12 protein-coding genes are annotated in these 20,167 nt (G+C 65.3%); 5 read left to right on the top strand and 7 right to left on the bottom strand.

The window, feature by feature from the left end:
* The first annotated feature begins 214 nt into the window (after positions 1-214).
* Positions 215-1,618 carry a malonyl-CoA decarboxylase gene (locus tag IE243_RS08280; RefSeq protein ID WP_191318872.1) on the top strand — a complete coding sequence of 468 codons (1,404 nt, stop codon included), beginning with the start codon at positions 215-217 and terminating at the stop codon, positions 1,616-1,618.
* Positions 1,619-1,676: 58 nt separating this feature from the next.
* Positions 1,677-3,191: a malonate--CoA ligase gene (locus IE243_RS08275; RefSeq protein ID WP_191318871.1), complete on the top strand. Its 1,515-nt coding sequence runs from the start codon at positions 1,677-1,679 to the stop codon at positions 3,189-3,191.
* A gap of 141 nt (positions 3,192-3,332) precedes the next feature.
* Here IE243_RS08275 and IE243_RS08270 read toward each other — a convergent pair whose 3' ends face one another.
* Positions 3,333-3,725, bottom strand: a complete 393-nt coding sequence (locus IE243_RS08270) for a ComEA family DNA-binding protein (protein ID WP_244642972.1) — start codon at positions 3,723-3,725, stop codon at positions 3,333-3,335.
* A gap of 334 nt (positions 3,726-4,059) precedes the next feature.
* Here IE243_RS08270 and cysG point away from each other — a divergent pair, with 334 nt between their 5' ends.
* Positions 4,060-5,460, top strand: coding sequence for a siroheme synthase CysG (gene cysG, locus IE243_RS08265; RefSeq protein ID WP_191318910.1), 1,401 nt, complete (start codon positions 4,060-4,062; stop codon positions 5,458-5,460).
* 1 nt (position 5,461) lies between these two features.
* Here the strand turns inward: cysG and IE243_RS08260 are convergent, their stop codons facing one another.
* Positions 5,462-6,370 carry a PfkB family carbohydrate kinase gene (locus IE243_RS08260; RefSeq protein WP_191318870.1) on the bottom strand — a complete coding sequence of 303 codons (909 nt, stop codon included), beginning with the start codon at positions 6,368-6,370 and terminating at the stop codon, positions 5,462-5,464.
* 317 nt (positions 6,371-6,687) lie between these two features.
* The gene (locus IE243_RS08255; RefSeq protein ID WP_191318869.1) at positions 6,688-7,128 is read right to left on the bottom strand and encodes a VOC family protein; all 441 of its coding nucleotides are present in this window, start codon (positions 7,126-7,128) and stop codon (positions 6,688-6,690) included.
* Between the two features lie 914 nt (positions 7,129-8,042).
* Between IE243_RS08255 and pepN the strand changes: the two genes are divergently transcribed.
* Both pepN and IE243_RS08245 read left to right on the top strand, forming a co-directional pair.
* On the top strand, positions 8,043-10,697 hold the full coding sequence (pepN, locus tag IE243_RS08250; protein WP_191318868.1) for an aminopeptidase N: 2,655 nt from the start codon (positions 8,043-8,045) through the stop codon (positions 10,695-10,697).
* Positions 10,698-10,903: 206 nt separating this feature from the next.
* Entirely contained in the window at positions 10,904-13,228 is a 2,325-nt protein-coding gene (locus tag IE243_RS08245; protein WP_191318867.1) for a PAS domain-containing sensor histidine kinase, read from the top strand.
* Between the two features lie 20 nt (positions 13,229-13,248).
* Here the strand turns inward: IE243_RS08245 and IE243_RS08240 are convergent, their stop codons facing one another.
* The 4 genes from IE243_RS08240 to IE243_RS08225 form a co-directional block, all read right to left on the bottom strand.
* A complete protein-coding gene (locus tag IE243_RS08240; RefSeq protein WP_191318866.1) occupies positions 13,249-16,227 on the bottom strand; it encodes a bifunctional [glutamine synthetase] adenylyltransferase/[glutamine synthetase]-adenylyl-L-tyrosine phosphorylase in 2,979 nt (992 codons plus the stop codon).
* Positions 16,224-17,639, bottom strand: coding sequence for a sensor histidine kinase (locus IE243_RS08235; protein WP_244642968.1), 1,416 nt, complete (start codon positions 17,637-17,639; stop codon positions 16,224-16,226). The genes IE243_RS08240 and IE243_RS08235 overlap by 4 nt, the downstream gene beginning before the upstream one ends.
* Entirely contained in the window at positions 17,623-18,306 is a 684-nt protein-coding gene (locus IE243_RS08230; protein WP_191318908.1) for a response regulator transcription factor, read from the bottom strand. Before IE243_RS08230 ends, IE243_RS08235 begins: the two co-directional genes overlap by 17 nt.
* Before the next feature lie 176 nt (positions 18,307-18,482).
* Complete coding sequence (locus tag IE243_RS08225; protein WP_191318865.1) at positions 18,483-20,048, bottom strand: Do family serine endopeptidase; 1,566 nt, start codon at positions 20,046-20,048, stop codon at positions 18,483-18,485.
* Between the last annotated feature and the right edge of the window lie 119 nt (positions 20,049-20,167).

Raw genomic sequence — 20,167 nt, 5'->3', positions numbered from 1 at the left:
TTGCTGCGTTTTGCCTGCGGCTCGCGCAGCGTCTTCACGTGAGATGGGGCGTTCACAACCCGCAAGATTCGGGCGTCGCGCCGGGTAGCGCCTGAGCGTGGCGAGGAAAATTCATCCGGCTTTGGCGCCAGGCGCCGCCACGCAGGCGTCTGAACATGCGCCGCCCTCTTTTTGCGCCGGCGTCCTGCTGGCGCCCAGACCTCATGGAGCGATGATGCCGACGGCATTCCTCAACGATCTGTTTGCAACGCTGTCCGAACGCGGACGCGCGCTGCTGGGGCGCCCGAAAGGGCCCATCAAAGGGGATGATCTGGTCGAACTGGGCGAAAACCTGCTGTCGCGACAGGGCGAAGCCTCTGGCGTGGCCCTGGCGGCCGCCATTATCGGCAATTACGACGCTGCGCCGCCGCCATCGCGCCTGACCTTCCTGACGGCGCTGGCCGACCGCTTCGGCCCCGCCATGGACGAGGTCAAAAGCGCGCTGAAGGCCGTTGAAAAAGACGCCTCGCCCGCCAACGTACAGAAATTGCATCGCGCCACCGAGGCGCGCCGTCAGGAACTGTTGCGACGGCTGAACCTGGCGCCGGGCGGAACGGCGGCGCTGGTGCGCATGCGCGAGGAACTGCTCGACCATCTGCCGTCGCGGCCGGACCTCAAGGGCGTCGACCGGGACTTCGCCCACATGTTTTCCACCTGGTTCAACAGGGGCTTCCTCGTGCTGCGCCATATCGACTGGACCACGCCAGCCAACATTCTGGAGAAGATCATCCGCTATGAAGCGGTGCACGCCATCCAGGACTGGAACGACCTGCGCAATCGCCTGGAGCCGTCCGACCGGCGCTGCTACGGCTTCTTCCATCCGCAACTCGCCGATGACCCGCTGATCTTCGTGGAAGTGGCGCTGACCACCGGCATTCCCGACGCTATCGCGCCGCTGCTCGACATCAGCCGCAAGCCGATCGCCGCCGAGGAGGCGACGACGGCGGTGTTTTACTCCATCTCCAACACGCAGCGTGGCCTCGGCGGCGTCAGCTTCGGCAATTTCCTCATCAAGCAGGTGGTGGAAGAGCTGAAGCGTGAGCTGCCGCAACTGAAGACCTTCGTCACCCTGTCGCCGGCGCCAGGCTTCGCCAGCTGGCTGAAGAAGGAGCGCGCCAAAGAGAATTCGGACTTCCTCGACGCCTCGCTCCGCGACTCGCTGAAGCTGCTGGACGAGCCGGGCTGGCAGGATAACGCCGACATGCGCGAGGCGCTGCGCAAGCCAATGACCCAGCTGGCGGCCAGCTATTATCTGAGCGCCCGCAACGCCGCCGGCCGGCCGGTCGATCCTGTGGCGCGCTTCCACCTCGGCAACGGCGCCCGGCTGGAAGCCATCGACTATCTGGGCGACACCTCGCCCAAGGGCATGGCCCAGGCTCACGGCTTCATGGTGAACTATCTCTACGCGCTCGACGACATCGAGAAGAACCACGAAGCCTTCGTCGAGCAGGGCGAAGTCGCCGCTTCCTCCGCGGTGAAGAAACTGCTGCGCGGCAATGGCGGCCGCGATCGGGCTCCGGCCGGCAAAAATGGCAAGGAGACGAAGAAAGACACCCCGGAGAAGGGAGCCGTAGCGTGACGCGACGGCGGAAATCGCGTCTACTTCGTCAGGAAACGTCTTTGGGGAGAGCGCCTGCATGAGCCGCAATCTGTTCGACCGGCTGTTCGCATCCGGGCTGGATCTGGCGCGGGTCGCCATCCGTCATCCGGATGGCTCCGTCAGCGCCTATGGCGATCTGGCGGCGCGTTCGGGTCAGCTCGCCAATGCGCTGGTCGGTCTGGGGGTAACGGCTGGCGACCGTGTGGCCGTGCAGGTGGAGAAGAGCGCCGAGGCGCTGACATTGTATCTGGCCTGCCTGCGCGCCGGCGCCATCTATCTGCCGCTCAACACCGGCTACACCCTGACGGAGCTGTCATATTTCATCGGCGACGCTGAACCGGCGCTGGTGGTCTGCGATCCGGCGCGGGAGGCAGGGGTTCAGGAAATCGCGAAACAGCTGGCGACGGGCGTCCGCACAGCGACGCTGGACAGCCACGGCAAGGGCTCGCTGAGCGCCGCCGCTGACGCGCAACCGGCCGGTTTCGCCACAGTGGCGCGCGGCGACGACGATCTCGCCGCCATCCTCTACACCTCCGGCACCACCGGGCGCTCGAAGGGCGCCATGCTCAGCCACGACAATCTGGCGTCGAATTCGCTGACGCTGCGGGACTACTGGCGTTTCACCGCCGACGATGCGCTGATCCACGCCCTGCCGATCTATCACACCCATGGCCTGTTCGTGGCGACCAACGTCACCTTCTTCGCCGGCGGCTCGCTGATCCTGATGCCAAAGTTCGACGCCGACGCGGTGATCGCCGCCATGCCCCAGGCGACAGCGATGATGGGCGTGCCGACCTTCTACACCCGCCTGCTGCAACACCCGGGCCTGACGCGCGAGCTGACGGCCAACATGCGCCTGTTCGTTTCCGGCTCCGCGCCGCTTCTGGCGGAGACGCACAACGAATGGCGCGCCCGCACCGGCCACGCCATTCTTGAGCGCTATGGCATGACCGAAACCAACATGAACACCTCCAACCCCTATGAAGGTCCGCGCATCGCCGGCACGGTCGGCCTGCCGCTGCCGGGCGTCGCGCTGCGCGTCGTCGATCCGGAAAACGGCGTGCAACTGGCCAACGGCGACATCGGCATGATCGAGGTCAAGGGGCCGAACGTATTCAGGGGCTACTGGCGCATGCCAGAGAAGACCGCCGCCGAATTCCGGCCGGACGGCTTCTTCATCACTGGCGACCTGGGGCGGATCGACACAAACGGCTATGTGCAGATTGTCGGACGCGGCAAGGATCTGATCATCAGCGGCGGCTTCAACGTCTACCCCAAGGAAGTGGAAAGCGAGATTGACGCTCTGGAAGGAGTGATCGAGAGCGCCGTCATTGGGGCACCGCATCCGGACTTCGGCGAAGGCGTCACCGCGGTGGTGGTGGCGAGCGACAAAAGCCTGGACGAAGCGCGGGTGTTGAAGGCGCTCGATGGCCGGCTGGCCAAATTCAAGCTGCCGAAACGGGTGCTGTTCGCCGACGAGCTGCCGCGCAACAGCATGGGCAAGGTGCAGAAGAACCTGCTGCGCGACGCCCACAAGAATCTCTACGTCTGACGTCTGGACCAGACCAAAAAACCCGATGGGTCGAACCCATCGGGTTTTGGCTGGGCAGGCCGGCGCAGGAAAACGGGCTTCCGCGCCAGAGCTCATCATGAAAAACGGCGCCCCAGGAGGGGCGCCGCCGTCGTCTGGATCTCAGTGCTGGTGGGCGATGATCTTGGCCTTGATGTCGTCATAGACATTCTGCGGCACGATCTTCTTCTGCACCAGCTCGTCCTTGCCCTTGTACGGGCGGCCCTTGATGATGGCGTCGGCGCGCGCCGGTCCTACGCCCTTCAGGGCTTCGAGCTGTTCCTTCGTGGCGGTGTTGATGTCGAGCAGCTGCGCCTTGTCGGCTTTCGCCGGCTTCGCGGCGGTTGGCGCCTGCTTCATGGGGGCTGGCGCCTGCTGGGTGGCCGCTGGCGCCTGCTGCGTCGCGGATGGACCCTTCATCGGAGCCGGTTGCGTCTGGGTCGTCTGCGCCAGCGCAGGGGTCGCAAGCAGCGCGAGGGCTGCAAAACCTGTCATCACCAGTTTACGCATTGTCATACTCTCCCATAGGACTGACACATTGGCCGCCCTGCGAAGCCGGAGCCCCCGACTTCCCTGTTGTCTGTTTCCGGCCACATGCTTCGAAGCGCGCGTTCCGGACAACATCCAAGAGGTGACCTGACCTCACGGCCAGATTATGGTGCGACACAGGCTAAATCCTGTCGCCTGCTTTATGAAGACCAACAACAAACGACTGATATAATTACCATAAAAAGCCGCGCTTCGTCTCCGCGAACGCCGCTCAACTGAATGTGACATTGCCTTGCCAGCCGATCAGGACACGCCAGAGCCATTCCCGGGCGCCCCAGAACAGGGCGGCGCAGCGCAGCGCATGGCGGCGCTCGCCAGTCTCCCGCTGTTTTTCAAACCGGCCGGCCGCCGGCTGGTGCTGGCCGGCGCCAGCGAAGGCGCCGGCTGGAAAGCGGAGTTGCTCGCCGCCACAGGCGCGCGCCTGGAGATCTACGCGCCAGATGATGTGGAGACGCCGGAAAGCATGCTGCGGCTGACGCGGTTGCATCCGGAGCGCGTCACGCTGCACAGGCGCAGCTGGCGCGCGGAGGATCTGACGGGGGCCATGCTGGCGGTCGGAGATTTTGCCGGCGAAGATGAAGCGCGCCAATTTGCCCAAGCAGCGCGGGCGGCCGGGGCGCCGGTGAATTGCGTTGACCGGCCGGCGCTATGCGACTTCCAGTTTGGCTCGATCGTCAACCGCTCGCCGTTGGTAGTTGGCATTTCCACCGACGGGGCGGCGCCGGTGTTCGGCCAGGCCGTGCGCGCCCGAATCGAGACCTTGCTGCCGGAAACCTTCCGCCGCTGGGCTGAGGCCGCCCGGCGCTGGCGGGCGGAGGTGCAGGCGCGGCGCTGGCCGTTCCGCACCCGGCGGCGGTTCTGGGAGCGCTTCACCGCCCAGGCGTTCGCCGCGCCCGGACAGGAGCCGGACGAGCGCCTGCGCGACGCCCTGCTCGCCGACGCCGAAGCCAGCGACCAGGCGGCGGCGAAGGGCATGGTCAATCTTGTAGGCGCCGGCCCGGGCGATCCGGAGTTGCTGACCCTGCGCGCCGTGCGCCTGCTGCAATCGGCTGACGTGATCCTTTACGACGACCTCATCGCGCCGGGAACGCTGGATTTCGCCCGGCGCGAGGCGCGGCTGATCCACGTGGGCAAGCGGGGGCACAAACCCTCCTGCACCCAGGACGACATCAATGCGCAACTGGTGCGGCTGGCGGGCGAAGGCCTGCAGGTGGTGCGCCTGAAGGGCGGCGACCCAATGATTTTCGGCCGCGCCGGCGAGGAGATCGCCGCGCTTGAAGCGGCCGGCGTCCCCTGCGCCGTCACGCCAGGCGTCACCGCCGCCAGCGGCGCCGCCGCCGGCATGGCGACGTCGCTGACCCATCGCAATGCGGCGCGGCGGCTGCAATTCATTACGGCGCACGCCCGCAACGGCGCCTTGCCAGAAGATCTGGACTGGCGCGCCCTCGCCGACCCGGCGGCCACCACGGTGGTCTACATGGGGCTGGCCACCCTGGAGGCGCTCGCGGCGCGGTTGCTGGCGGCGGGCCTTGACCCGCAAACACCCGCCGCCCTCGTGGCGCGCGCCACGCTGCCAGACGAAACCATCGTGCATGCGCCGGTGGCGGAGCTGGCGGAGAAGGTGCGAGCCAGCGACATCGCCGGACCGGCGCTGGTCATCATCGGCCATGCGGTGGCGCTGGGGCCGAAAACGACCCGGTAAATCAGAGCGCGCCGCGCTCCTTCAGAAACGCCTGCACCTGCGGCCGGCGCGGCGAGCCGTTGCGACCGCCGAAGGTGAGGCATTTCAGCGCCGAGGTGGCGGAGGCAAAGCTTATCGCTTCGCGCTCGCCAGCGCCCTCCGCCAGGGCCAGGGCAAAGGCGCCGTGCCAGACATCGCCAGCGCCAAGGGTGTCCACGGCGTCGACCGGGAAAGCCGCCGCATGGGCGACGTCGCCATTCTCCAGAAAATACACGCCCTCGGCCCCCACCGTGACGGCAAACCAGGTGTCGCCGCCGCCTCTCTGCTCGCGCAGCTTTTTCAGCCCCCCTTGCGGATCATTTTCACCGGTGAGTTCGCGCAGCCCCTGGGCGCTAAAGGCGACATGGGTGGCGTCAGACAGGATGGTGGGGTGACGCGGGGCCTTGTCGCCATCCAGCACGGCCGGCTTGCCGACACGACGCGCCGCCGCGAACATGCGCGCCGCCGCTTCCTCCCAGCGCGTATCGCCCAGCACCGCATCGACGCGCGGCGGCAGCTCTTCCGGCAGCCAGGAGGGGTCAGACGGCAGGCTGCCGTCCCGGTAGCTGATCAGCAGCCGCTCGCCATGCCGGTCAACCAGGATGGTGGACACGGGTGATTTGACGCCGGGAAAACCGCGCACGAAGGAACAGCGCACGTCTTCGGCGTGCAGCGCGTTCAGGATTTCCACGGCGACGGCGTCATCGCCAAGGCGTCCGGCGAAGATCGCCTCGCCGCCGAGTCGGGCGATGGCCACCGCCGCATTGGCGGCGATGCCGCCGCTGGTGATGACCAGATCACGGGCGCGGTGCTTTTCCGCCACCCGGGGCATTTCATCGAGAGCATAGATGTAATCGAGCGTAGCGATGCCAACGCAGAGGACCGTCGCCATGTCCATCCTGTCCACCAGAGTAAAATCCGTTCATGCTGAGCCGGATTTGCCCTCTATCTTTTTGAATCGACGCGCTTTCATCGAAGCGCCGTCCGTTTCACTGGAAAACGCCCTGGCGAGCCCTGTCCGTGGAGCCGCCCCGGCGCGACCGGCCAGATCGCCGTCCAGACCGTTACATGGAGCCAGCGTCACGGTTCATGAGGAAACGCCGGAGCGATTCAATATGAACGGAACCAACCCTGTCGGTCGTGAGCGCGCTGGCGGCGTCCGCTTTCCAGGCGGCGCACGCGCGCGGCTGGCGCAGCTTTTGCCCCCGCTTACCAGGTCCCGGTATTCTGCATCGAGGCCCACGGCTCTTGCGGCGGCTTTGCCGGGCCGTCCTGCAACAACTCGATGGAGATGCCGTCCGGAGAGCGGACGAAGGCCATGTAGCCATCCCGGGGCGGGCGGTTGATGGTGACGCCGGCCTTCATCAGCCGTTCGCAGGTCTCGTAGATATCCGGAACCGAATAGCAGAGATGCCCGAAGCTGCGACCGCCGGAATAGGTTTCCGGATCCCAGTTGTACGTCAGCTCCAATTCCGGCGCGTGCGTCGCCCGGGCGGTCTCAGCATCCTGTGCGGCGGCAAGGAAAATGAGGGTAAAGCGTCCAGCCGGAACGTCGGTGCGGCGGGTTTCGACCATACCCAGTTTGTTGCAATAGAAATCCAGCGATTCTTCCACGTTGGTCACGCGGACCATGGTGTGCCGAAAGCGCATCAGTCTTCTCCCAACAGCATTGTCAGCGGAGCGTCGGCCGCCCGCAGAATGCGAATGCAAGGTTGCAGAAAATGACCATCTGGCGCGGGAAAAGCAAATCGCGCCGCTGGATGCGCTGGCGCAGTGAATTTGGCGTTGGCGCCCCTCTCCGGTCACGTCCGGGGCAAACGCCAGTTTCATCGGCCTCGCCAATGAATTGCCCGCTCCCTGTTGCATCCGGCATTCGCCGCCAAACTCCACAAAGCGAAGACAGACGAAGCGGCGGCGCCCTTACGGCAGAGATCACACCGCGGGACAAGGCCGCCTGCAGCCCGAAGACGCGCAACTGACAGACATTTTCAAGGGAGATGGAGACGCCGGAACTACGGCAGGTCTGCCCTGGATAGACTGGCGGATACCACAACCGCGAGGTCGTCGCGTCAGCACAAACGGCCTCTCACTGGAAAGGCGAAGAAAAAGATTGTCATAATAGGAAATTACGTCTAATGTCGAAACTGCAGCAGCGATGCTGCATGCCCTCCTTGGGCGTTTCCTCCCTAGACTTGGCTGCGCTTCGGCGCAGCCTTTTTTCTTGGGACAGACCCTATCCCCACAATCGTCGCATGCGCAACAAAAAATTTCTGCGCCGCGGAATTTTTAATAACATATTTTCAAATTTCTGATTTGTCGTTTCCAGTCAATCTATTGACGATTTTATGACATCATCAGGTCCTGTGCATAACCTGGAAACCAGCGTCCTGTCGGTTTTTCGGGTTCTCGCGCGCGCCACGCCGCGCTGGATCTGGCCCAGCAGCGCCGCCAGCATTGCAGTCAACCTCCCCCCGGGTCCATAGTCGCCAGCGCGCCTCCCGCGCGCCCGCTGTCCCGCTGCACGCGGCTGGACAATGGAACAAATCCGAAACGGCTGGATCAAGATGCGCACAGACACCCCTCCGATTGTCCGTCTCTCCGACTACCGCCCATCCGACTATCTGATTGACGCCGTTTCACTCGACATTTCGCTGCATGCCGACGACGCCATCGTGACGGCGGAACTCGACATGCGCCCCAATCCGGCCGGCTCCGCTGGCGCTCCGCTGCGGCTGGACGGCGACGAACTGGAGCTGCGCGAATTCACCGTTGACGGCGCTGCGCCGCCGGCAGGAGCATGGGAAAGCTCGCCCCAGGGCCTGACCCTGCATGCGCCGCCGCAGCAGCCGTTCCGGCTGCGCATCATCACGCGCGTCAACCCGGCCGCCAACACCAAGCTGATGGGCCTGTACCGCTCCAGCGGCGTCTATTGCACCCAGTGCGAGGCCGAAGGCTTTCGACGCATCACCTATTTTCTTGACCGGCCGGACGTACTGTCGGTTTACACCACGCGCATCGAGGCGGACCGGAACGAAGCGCCGCTGCTGCTGGGCAACGGCAACCTGCAGGAAAGCGGGGAACTGTCTGGAACCGGCCGACACTACGCCATCTGGCATGACCCCTTCCCCAAGCCCGCCTATCTGTTCGCGCTGGTGGCCGGGCGGCTGGACACGGTCTCTGAACCGTTCACCACCATGTCCGGGCGCGCGGTCGAGATTGCGGTGCATGTGGAGCCTGGCAAGGCTGACCGCGCCGGCTACGCGCTCGACGCCCTGGCCCGCTCGATGCGCTGGGACGAGGAGACTTTCGGCCGCGAATATGATCTCGACGTCTTCAATGTGGTGGCGGTGTCCGACTTCAATATGGGCGCGATGGAGAACAAGGGCCTGAACATCTTCAACGACAAATATGTTCTGGCCAGCCCCGAAACCGCGACCGACGCGGATTACGCCAATATCGAAGCCATCATCGCCCACGAATACTTCCATAACTGGACCGGCAACCGCATCACCTGCCGCGACTGGTTCCAGTTGTGCCTGAAAGAGGGGCTCACGGTCTTCCGCGACCATGAATTTTCCGCCGACCAGCGCTCGCGCCCGGTGCGGCGCATCGCCGACGTTCGCACCCTGCGCGCCGCCCAGTTCGTGGAAGACGCAGGTCCCCTCGCCCACCCGGTGCGGCCAACGCAATACAGCGAAATCAACAACTTCTACACGGCTACTGTATATGAGAAAGGCTCCGAGCTGGTGCGCATGCTCGGCATCCTGCTCGGGCAAGACGCATTCCGCTCCGGGCTGGACCTTTATTTCAGCCGTCACGATGGCCATGCGGCGACGATCGAGGATTTCCTCGCCTGCTTCGCTGAAGCAAGCGGCAAAAACCTCGACCACTTCGCCCAATGGTATGCGCAGGCAGGCACGCCGCTGGTGACGGCGCGCGGCGTCTGGGACGAAGAGGCGGAAACCTGGACGTTGCGCCTCAAGCAGATGACGCCGCCGACTCCGGGCCAGACGCAGAAGCGCGCCCAGGTCATTCCCATCCAGATGGGCCTGATTGGCGCCAGCGGCCGCGAACTCCCGTTGCAGGCCGACAATAATGCGCCGCTGCAGGACGACGTTCTGGTGTTCGATCAGGAGGAAATGACCGTGACGTTCCGGAATGTCACGGAACGTCCAACGCCATCGCTGTTCAGGGGCTTTTCCGCGCCAGTGCGCTGCGACATCGACCTCAGCGACGCTGATGAGTTGCTGCTGTTCCGCGCGGATTCCGATGCCTTCAACCGATGGCAGGCGGTGCAGAACCTGATGCTGAAGCATCTGGCGGCGGATGTGGCCGCGCTCCGGGCCGGGCGCCCGCGGGTTGGCGCGCCGGCTTTCGCTGGGGCCCTGGAGGACTTCCTCGCCAGCGAGGGCGCGCGCGATCCGGCCTTTGTCGCCCAGGCCCTGAGCGTGCCGACAGAAGGGGATATCGCCCGCGAAATCGGTTCGGATATCGACCCTGACGCCATTCACACGGCGCGGCAGACGCTGCGTCAGGCGATGGCGACGGCGCTGCTGCCCGCGCTGCGCGCCATCCGCGATGCGGCGGAACCGGACGGAGCGTTTGACCCCGGCGCCCAGGCGGCGGGCCGGCGGGCGCTCCGCAATCTCGCCCTCGATCTCATCGCCGCGGCCGCGCCAGAAGAAGGGGCGGAGCGCGCCGCCGCCCAGTTCCACGACGCAGGCAACATGACGGACCGGATGGCGGCGCTTGCGACGCTCTCCCTGTTGCCCGGAGCCCGCCGTGAGGAAGCGCTGGCGGCCTGGGAGCGCGAATTCGGCGATGATCCGCTGGTCATGGACAAATGGTTCGGCGTGCAGGCGATGATCCCCGAGAACGGAACACTCGACCGCGTCCGCCAGCTGATGTCGCACCCTGGCTTCACGCTTTCCAATCCCAACCGCGCCCGGGCGCTGCTCAGCGCTTTCTCCCTCTCGAACCCGACCCAGTTCGCGCGGGCCGACGGTGCGGGCTTCAGCCTGATCGCTGACGTCATCCTCGAGCTGGACCGGATTAACCCGCAGGTGGCCTCGCGTATGCTCACCGCCTTCCGGGCGTGGCGGACGCTGGAGCCAGGCCGTCGCGGCCACGCCCTGGCGGCCCTGCAACGCATCGCCAGCCGGCCCGGGCTTTCAGTGGATACGCAGGACATTCTCAACAGGATGCTGGCGGCGGGCTGAAGCACGCGGGAACCACAACATCCAGGGGAAGCGTCCGTCGCTTCCCCAACCCCCAGGAACGCCAATAATCCTGCGCCCCGCTCCCCGCTAACGAACCGGAAACCACTCTGGACAAAGCAACAAAATACGATTCAGATGGTGGTGATTCGGGAAGATGCGGCACATCAACCTGATGGTTTTTGGCGGGATTCCGAAGGGGGATTGAGATGGCGCGCGTCCAAGCGACGCCCGCACGCGCACCTGCGCGCGCGGCCACCGTTCTGGGAGTGGCGAAATCCATCACGCACCCGGCCCTGGGCAGGCTGGTCGCCGCTGAGCCCTGGCTGAAGCTCGCCGTTCCCTGCCTTCTTGGCGTTTTCGTTCTCACCCTCGCCTTCAGCGCCGTGCTCCAGGCCGTCAGCTCGCGCTCAGAGGCGATCGACGAGGCCGCGATCACCATCGACCTGCTTGCCGCATCTCTGGCTCACGCCACGGCAACGCCAGGGGCGACGAACTCCACCAGCCCCGCCACGGTCGGACGCGCGCTCCTGGAAGCCCACGCGCCGTCGCAGGCGCTGGCAGCCGGTCGCTCGGTCATCATCTCCGACGCCGCCGGAAACATTGTCGCCGCAGCGCCGGCCGGCGCGCCGACGCAGGGCCGGCTGGCGAACTGGCTGGGACCGGCCCAGCCCCTCACCACCTTTGCCGACCGCGCTGGCGTCATGGAAATCTCGCTGGCCAACAACCAGCGGGTTCTCGCCACGGTCCGGAACCTGCCCGCTCCGCTTGGCCAGCTCGCCGTCATCCAGCCGCTGGATGACGCCCTGGCCCCGTGGCGCGCCCTGACGCGCAACTACGGCACGCTGCTGCTCACAGCCTCACTGGTGCTTGTGGCCATCGCCGCCGCCTATTTCATGCAATCAGCCCGGGCTCGCGACGCCGACGACATCACCGAGCGGGTGACGGAGCGCATCGACACCGCGCTCAACCGCGGCCGTTGCGGCCTCTGGGACTGGGACATCGCCCGCGGTCGCATCTACTGGTCCGACAGCATGTACGCCCTGCTGGGCCTGACCCGTCAGAACGAGTTTCTGTCATTTGGCGAAGTCAACGCCATGGTGCATCCGGATGACGGCGACCTCTACGGTCTGGCTGACATGCTGGCCGGGGCCCGCGCCGATACGGTTGATTACGAATTCCGCATCCGCAACGCCGCCGGGGAGTGGATCTGGCTGCGTCACCGCAGCGAACTGGTGGAGCGTAGCGAGGATCAGGACGGCCCGCACCTGATTGGCATCTCGGTCGACATCACCGAGCAACGCCGTATGGCCGCGCTGAAAAAAACCTCCGACAACCGCCTTAGCGATGCAATCGAGAGCATTTCTGAAGCCTTCGTCCTGTGGGGGCAGGACCAGCGCCTTGTCACCTGCAACTCGAAGTTCCGCAGCCTGCACCGCCTGCCGCCGGAGCTGCAGGTCACCGGCATGACGCAGGAAGAGCTGATGCAGCAGGGTATTTTGCCGATCGTGCAGACCCGGCCCATCAATGGCGCCGTCGCCAGCCGCGACGCCCAGACCTACGAGGCCGAACTGGCTGATGGCCGCTGGTTGCAGGTCAACGAGCGCCGCACCAAGGACGGCGGCCTGGTCTCCATTGGCACCGACATCACGGGGCTGAAGCGTCACGAAGAACAATTGGTCGATTCGGAGCGCCGCCTGCTCGTGCTGGTTTCCGATCTGCGCCGCTCCCGTCAGGCCCTGGAAATGCGCGGACAGCAGCTGGCGGACCTCGCCGAAGGTTATCGTGAGGAGAAGGGCAAGGCCGAAGCGGCCAACCGGGCCAAGTCCGAGTTCCTCGCCAATATGAGCCACGAACTGCGCACGCCGCTCAACGCCATCATCGGCTTCTCGGAAATGATGGAAGGAGAGATGTTCGGCCCGCTCGGCAACGCCCGGTACACGGATTACTCACGCGACATCCGGGGCAGCGGCCAGAAGTTGCTGGCGATGGTCGAGGACATTCTGGAAATGTCGCGGATCGACACTGGCAGCCGGAAGATCGAGCCCCAGCGCATCGATGGTCGCGCCGTCATCGACGCCGCCGTCTCGACGGTCAGTGAAGCCGCCAGCGGCAAGGGGTTGCGTCTGGATGTTGACGCACCAGAAAAACTCGGCATGGAGGCCGATCCGCGCGCCCTGCAGCAGATCCTTGTTCACCTGCTGCGCAACTCGGTGAAGTTCACGCCGGAAGGTGGTGAGATCACCGTGCGCGCCCGCCTCAGCGACGATCTGGTCGATCTCCACGTCATCGACACCGGCGTCGGCATCGCGGCCGAGGCGATCGACACGTTGGGACGTCCATTCGAACAGGTGGAAGGCGAATTTAACAAGGCGAACAAAGGGGCAGGACTTGGCCTTGCCATCGCCCGCTCCCTGGCGGAGATGCATGGCGGCGCGCTGCACATCCAGTCGAAACTGGGGCACGGCGCTGTCATCACCGTGCGCCTGCCACTGCAGGTCCCCACGCTTGGCGCCGATCACGCAGCGGCCTGACAGGCTGTGCGTTTTCTCCGTTAACCGCCGAGGACCCGCCGGAAGGCGGCGCGCACGTCGGCGCGCAGCGTCGCCAGATGCGCCTCCAGCATCTTCACGTCCGGCAGCCCCACGGCATTGGCGATGCGCTTCAGCACCGCCGGCGCCACGTTCTTCGCATTGAAATCACCGTCAACGGTCAGACGCTCCCACTGCAACACGTCCTCCATCACCGCATAGCCAGCGCAAAGCGGCTCGCCATCCGCCGCTGGCAGCACGTGCCTGTCGATGGCGGCATGGATGATCTGCCCGGCGTCCACGCGCTCCAGACCGGCGGAGAGGCCCGGCCAGCCAAGCGCCAGATACTGGGCGACGAACTCCACGTCCATCAACCCGCCTGAGGCCAGCTTCAGGTCCCAGGAGCTGCGATCGCCCTTCTCCCGCGCCACCAGGGCGCGCATGTCCCGCACGCTCTTCGCCAGGGCCGTGTGGTCGCGCGGCCGGTCGATCACTTCACGCACGGCGTCCGAGACGCGCTGGGCAAGACCTGGGTCGCCAGCGACCACGCGCGCGCGCGTCAACGCCATGTGCTCCCAGGTTTCCGCCTCGGTGGTCTGATAGCGGGTGAAGCCGGAGAACTGGGTGGCGACGGCGCCCTTGCGGCCATCGGGCCGCAAGCGCATGTCCACGTCGTAAAGGCGACCGCGCCGTGTCGGCACTGTCAGGGCGCTGACCAGACGTTGCGTCAGACGGTTATAGTAGACGGATGCATGCAATGGACGCGCGCCATCGCTCTCGGCCTGTTCCGGATCGAAGTCATAGATGACCACCAGATCAAGATCGGATGAAGCGGTGAGTTGATGCGAACCGAGGCGGCCATAAGCCATCACAACGATTTCACCGCCAGGCACGACGCCATGATCATCCCGGAACGCCGACAGCACGGCCTCGAGGCAGGCGGCGATAATCGCATCGGCTATAACGGCGAAGCCCTGCCCCGCCCGCTCCGGAGCGTAGATGCCGGTGAGCATGCGGGCGCCAACCACAAACTGGGCAAGCCGCGCGGCGTCGCGGGCGCGATCGAGAAACTCCTCGAAACTGGCCGGTCTGCCGATATGGCCGCGAATACGCGCGGCGAGGCTGTCGAGCTTCTGGGCGTCCTCGGCGAAGGCAGGATCGATGATGGCGTCCAGCACATGCGGACGTTCGGAAACGATGTCGGCCAGGCGCGGCGCGGTGCCCAGCAGATCAGCGAACAGGTTCAGCAACCGCTCGTTTGAGCGCAACATCGACAGGAGTTCAACGGCGGCGGGCATACGGCCGAAGGCGCGATCGAGGGCGGCCAACGCGCCATCCGGGTCGGCCGTGCGGCCAAGGGCGCCGAGCAACCCGGGCGTCAGCTCCGTCACCACCTCCCGCGCCCGGGCGCTGGTGATGGCTGGACGTCGGCCGAAATGCCAGCCGCGAATGGTTTCCGTCACCACAGACGGTTCACGGAAACCAATGCGGCGCAGGGTTTCGAGCGTATCGGGATCGTCGCTGGAGCCCGTGAACACCAGGCTGCCAGCTTCTGTCGCCAGCGCCGGGCCTTCCTCAAAGAGCAGGCCGTAGTGATGCTGGACGGTGCGCGCCACCTTTTCAAGCGCCGCGCCCAGGGCTTTGGTCGAAGCGAAGCCGGCGAAACGGGCGAAGTCCTGCAGTCGCTCCGCATCATCCGGCAAGCGCTGGGTCTGCTCATCGCCGACCATCTGCAGGCGGTGCTCCAGCGTGCGCAGGAACCGGTAGGCGTCGCTCAATTCGTCGCGGGCTTCGGCGGAAATCCAGCCGTCCCCGGCAAGGGCGGCCAGCATGTCGAGGGTGCGGGCGCCGCGCAAATTCTCGCGTCTGCCGCCAAACACCAATTGCTGGGTCTGAACGAAAAACTCGATCTCGCGAATGCCGCCGCGACCCAGCTTGATGTCGTGCCCCGCCAGGGCGATCTGATCATGGCCCTTGACCACATGGATCTGCCGCTTCATCGCATGGATGTCGGCGATGGTGGCGAAGTCGAAATATTTGCGCCAGATGAACGGCCGCAAATCCTTCAGAAACGCCGCCCCAAGCTGCACGTCGCCGGCGATTGGCCGGGCTTTGATGTAGGCGGCGCGCTCCCAGTTCTGGCCAACTGTTTCGTAGTAGGAAAAGGCGGCTGGCAGGGAGATGGCCGGCGCGGTGGAGCCGGGATCGGGGCGCAGGCGCAGGTCGACCCGGAAGACATAACCGTCGCCAGTGCGCTCCTGCAGGATTTTGGCCAGCGACTGGGTGAACCGGACGAAAATCTGGGAGGCGGCGAGCCCGTCCTTGAGCGGCGCCTCGAGATCGTAAAACACGACGATATCGATATCGCTGGAATAATTGAGCTCGCCAGCGCCATGTTTGCCAAGGGCAAGGATGGTCAGGCCACACCCCTGCTCGGGGGCATCAGCGTCCGGAACCAGCAGGCGTCCCTGCCGGGCCAACTCGGCCAGCAGGAAGCGCGCGGCGGCGCCAACGCAGGCATCGGCGAATGCCGTCAGGGCGCGGGTCACCTGCTCGACGCTCCAGACGCCGCCAAGATCAGCCAGCGCCACCAGCAGCGCATTATCGGCCCGCAGCCGCCGCAAGGCCTTCATCAGCCCAGCCTGATCACCGGCCTGGCGCCAGGCGTCAGCGGCCTCGGCCACGAGGGCGGCGTGCGCGGTTTCGGGCGCCGTCAACAAAAATGCGTCGATCCGGCCGGCGCGCGCCCGCAGCAGGCGCGACAGAAAGGGAGAATGGGCGAAAACGCCAAGCAATACATCGCGGATCAGCGGCGCTTCTTCCAGGGCCGACGCCAGTCCGCCGCCCTTTTCGCTGTTCTCGGCAATCAGCTCGGCAACGCTCGCCCGGGCGGACCGCATGGCCGCCGCATCGCCCCCCCTGGGGGCGCCCGCGAAACGCGTTGCCAGAGCAGCCAATTCCTGCGTTGCGGTTTCCGCCCGCTCTCCCGACGTTCTGCTCATGCGGATGCGCCCTTCCCAGGCAATTCAAGTATGACGCGCAGCCCCGGGTGATTGTCTTCAATCCGCAACCGTCCGCCGTGCAGACGAGCCACCGCCGATACAAGGCTTAACCCAAGTCCGAAGCCAGGGCGACTGCGCGAGCCTTCCAGACGCACGAAACGCTCGACGACGTGGTGGCGGCTGTCTTCCGGGATGCCCGGTCCGTTGTCGGAAACGGCGATTTCCACGCCAGCCCCTGCCTTGCTCGCGGAAATGCACAGCGCCGGCGCCTGACCGCTTGACGCCCCCTCAGGCGGGACGGCGTATTTGAAGGCGTTGTCGACCAAATTGGCGAGCGCCTGCCCCAGCAGTTCACGACTGCCGTACATGGGCAGATGTTCCGGCATGTCGACGGAAACAGTCATGCCGGCGTCTTCCGCCAATGGCTCGTAAAGCTCAACAACGCTCCGGGCCACCTCGGCGGCGTCAAACTCCGCCATGCTGTCCTGCGGCTCCCCGCCGGCCTCAAGGCGCGCAATCATCAGCAGGGCGTTGAACACCTTGATGAGATTGTCTGACTCCTCGATGACGGCCCCCAGGGCCGCGGCGTATTCATCCGGCGCGCGGCTGCTGCGCAACGCCTCTTCGGCGTGATTGCGCAAACGGGTCAGGGGCGTTTTGAGGTCGTGGGCAATATTGTCCGAGACCTCTTTGAGGCCATTCATCAGTTCGCCAATGCGTTCAAGCATGGCGTTAAGATGCATGGCCAGGCGGTCCAGTTCGTCGCCGGTTCCCGTCACGGGCAGGCGCCCGGCCAGGTCGCCGCCCATGATCGTTTGCGCCGTATCCGAAATGTCCTCAACCCGCTTGAGCACGCGCCGGGTGATGAACCAGCCGCCAATGCAGCCGAGAATGGTGATGAAAGTGAGAGAGATTCCGGCGGCGCGCCACATCACGGCGCGCAGGCGCTCCTGCTCCTCAAGGTCCCGCCCGACCAGCAGACGAAAGCCGCCGGGCAGCACATAAACCTGGACCAGCGCCCGACCATTGATCTGCTTGTCCTCATGGCGGTCATCGCGCCGATATTCGATGACGCGCGTCGACTGCTCGTCGAGGACGCCGGCTGGCAGTTCGCCTACATTGCCGGCGAGGCGCTCGCCAGTGAAAGTTGTCAGGAGGTACAGCGAGGCGCCTGGCAACCGCGTTCGGCGCTCAACCACATGCACAAGCCGGCGGACGCCGCCAAGGCGATATTGCTCAGCAAGGCCGCTGGTTTCGGCGGCGATGGTGGTGCGGGTCTGCTCCAGCAGCAATTCGCGTGCGCTTTGCGTGACATAGGCGAGCACGCAACCCGCCATCACCACGAAAACGACGAGGTAGGCCAGCGTCAGCTTGAACGCGGTGGTGCGGACGAGCTTACCGAGCGCTGTCACGGATCATGTACCCGGCGCCGCGAATGGTGTGAATGAGTTGGGCGGCGTGCCCCTTGTCAACCTTGGCGCGCAACCGCGACACATGCACGTCGATGACATTGGTCTGGGGATCGAAGTGATAGTCCCAGACATTTTCGAGCAGCATGGTGCGGGTCACCACCTGCCCCGCGTGTTTCATGAGATATTCAAGCAACCGGAATTCGCGCGGCTGCAGCGCGATCTCCTTGCCGCCGCGCGTGGCGCTGTGCGCCAGCCGGTCCAGCTCCAGATCGCCCACCCGATAGGTGGTCTGCTCGGCCGCCGGGGCGTGGCGGCGGCGCGACAACACCTCCACCCGGGCCAGCAGTTCCGAGAAGGCGTAAGGTTTGGGAAGGTAGTCGTCACCACCAGCGCGCAGACCCTTCACCCGGTCATCGACCTGGCCAAGCGCCGACAGAATGACCACGGGCGTCTCGACCTTCTGTTCGCGCAGGGAACGGATCAGGGAGAGACCATCCAGCTTCGGCAGCATGCGGTCGACAACGAGCACGTCATAGGTTTCCTCCCGCGCGAGGGCGTAGCCCTCAAGCCCATCAGGCGCGTGATCGGCCACATGACCGCTTTCCTGGAACGCCTTGACCATATAGGCGGCGGCTTCAGAATCATCTTCGACAACCAGAATCTTCATGTCGGTCATGATAGCGCGCCCTCACCGAAAACGAGAGGCCCACACGCCGGCGCGTGCGCCAGAAAATGAGCGCGATCCGGTTGAGCACAACCGGATCGCGTCCATGACGTTTGGCGTTGCTTCGGGCGTTCCGGCTCCGGGGAGTGAGTGAGCCGGGGCCGGAACGCACCGTCAGATCAGCCGGTCGGCAAGGTCAGGGCCAGGAAACGGCCGCCCTGGGGAGAAGCGAGCTGCAGCAGCACAGCCTTGCGCCCTTCCTTGCGGCTCTTTTCGATGGCGCTGGCCACGTCCTGCGGGGTGGAGACCTTCTGGCCGCCAGCCTCGGCGATCACGTCGCCGGCGCGCAATCCTTTCTCCTCCGCCTGAGAGCCAGGTTCGACGCCAACGATGGCGACGCCCTTGCCTTCCATGCCTCGCACTTCTTCGGCCGGCGCCAGGGCAAGGCCCAGCTTGCCGAGATCTGCCGGGGAACCTGGTCCCGCCGCAGCGGTCTTTTCACCCGGCATGGAGCCCAGCTTCACCTTTACCGTTTCTGTTTTGCCACTGCGGTAGACAGAGAGCTCAGCCGTGGCGCCCGGATCAAGCATGGCCACCGCGCGGCTCAGATCGCGGGCGTCCTTCACCGGCTTGCCGTTCAGGGCGGTGATGGCGTCGCCGGTCTTCAGGCCAGCCTTGCCCCCGGGGCTTCCCTCTTCCACCCTGGCGATCAGGGCGCCCTGAGCCTTGTCGAGGCCGATGCCCTCGGCGATGTCCAGGGTCACAGGCTGGATCTGCACGCCAAGGAAGCCGCGCTTCACCGAACCATGGTCCTGGATTTCAGCAATAACCTTGCCGGCGGTCTCCGAGGGCACGGCGAAGGCAATGCCGACGCTGCCGCCGGACGGCGAAGCGATGGCTGTGTTCACGCCAACAACTTCGCCGGCGAGATTGAAGGTCGGACCACCCGAGTTGCCGCGGTTCACGGGCGCATCAATCTGCAGGAAGTCATCGTATGGGCCGGCGCCGATGTCACGGCCACGCGCCGAGACGATGCCCGCCGTAACAGTTCCGCCGAGACCGAAAGGATTGCCAACCGCAATCACCCAATCGCCAATACGCGGCGTTTCCTTGGCAAATGGAACGGCCGGGAACGGTCCCTTTTCTTCAGTCTTGAGCAAGGCCAGATCGGTCTTCGGGTCAACGCCCACCACCTTTGCAGCCAGGGTGCGGCCATCATCGGTGGTGACCTCGACCTTGGTCCCCTTCTCCACCACGTGATTGTTGGTGACGATGTAGCCGTCGCTGGTCACGAAGAAGCCAGAGCCCTGCGCCTCACCGAAGCGCTTGGGGCCAGGGCCACGACGCTCGCCGCCAGGCGCGCCATTCGGCGCATTTTCACCGAAGCGACGGAAGAAGCGCTCCATCGGGCTGCCAGGAGGAAAACCAGATTCGTCGCCAGAGAAGCTGCTTTCAGCCGGAGCCGCCTCGGCAACCTTGACGCGCACCGACACAACAGCCGGCTTCACCTTGGCGACGACATCGGCAAAGGAGGGCTGGACGGCGGCGGGATTGCCGGCGGCAGTCGCGGCCACAGCCTGGTTATACGGCGGCAGCAAAGTCCCCTGAGCCAAGCCAGCGACCGTCACGGCGCCAAGGGCAACGGCGCCCAGCAGCACGGACGCGCGGCGGCTGCGACCGCCCTTGCGACGCAGGCGGCTCTGGGCATCAGAAGTATTCGTCAGGTCGTTTTGATTGTCGATCATGGTTTCATTCACTCCATGGCGTATTCGCCTTGTTCTGGAGTGGACCATGACGCCCGGAGGCTTACGGCAACCTCACGGCAACATGACAATTTTGTAAGGGAGTTCAGATCACGCCCCGT

This window comes from Camelimonas fluminis (genome assembly GCF_014656355.1).
Classification (GTDB): Bacteria; Pseudomonadota; Alphaproteobacteria; order Rhizobiales; family Beijerinckiaceae; genus Camelimonas; species Camelimonas fluminis.
This window is presented reverse-complemented; position numbering and strand designations above follow the sequence as displayed.

Coding starts and splice junctions, on each gene's coding strand:
- IE243_RS08280 (WP_191318872.1), top strand. CDS start 215: ATGCCGACGGCATTCCTCAACGATCTGTTTGCAACGCTGTCCGAACGC.
- IE243_RS08275 (WP_191318871.1), top strand. CDS start 1,677: ATGAGCCGCAATCTGTTCGACCGGCTGTTCGCATCCGGGCTGGATCTG.
- IE243_RS08270 (WP_244642972.1), bottom strand. CDS start 3,725: ATGACAATGCGTAAACTGGTGATGACAGGTTTTGCAGCCCTCGCGCTG.
- cysG (WP_191318910.1), top strand. CDS start 4,060: ATGGCGGCGCTCGCCAGTCTCCCGCTGTTTTTCAAACCGGCCGGCCGC.
- IE243_RS08260 (WP_191318870.1), bottom strand. CDS start 6,370: ATGGCGACGGTCCTCTGCGTTGGCATCGCTACGCTCGATTACATCTAT.
- IE243_RS08255 (WP_191318869.1), bottom strand. CDS start 7,128: ATGCGCTTTCGGCACACCATGGTCCGCGTGACCAACGTGGAAGAATCG.
- pepN (WP_191318868.1), top strand. CDS start 8,043: ATGCGCACAGACACCCCTCCGATTGTCCGTCTCTCCGACTACCGCCCA.
- IE243_RS08245 (WP_191318867.1), top strand. CDS start 10,904: ATGGCGCGCGTCCAAGCGACGCCCGCACGCGCACCTGCGCGCGCGGCC.
- IE243_RS08240 (WP_191318866.1), bottom strand. CDS start 16,227: ATGAGCAGAACGTCGGGAGAGCGGGCGGAAACCGCAACGCAGGAATTG.
- IE243_RS08230 (WP_191318908.1), bottom strand. CDS start 18,306: ATGAAGATTCTGGTTGTCGAAGATGATTCTGAAGCCGCCGCCTATATG.
- IE243_RS08225 (WP_191318865.1), bottom strand. CDS start 20,048: ATGATCGACAATCAAAACGACCTGACGAATACTTCTGATGCCCAGAGC.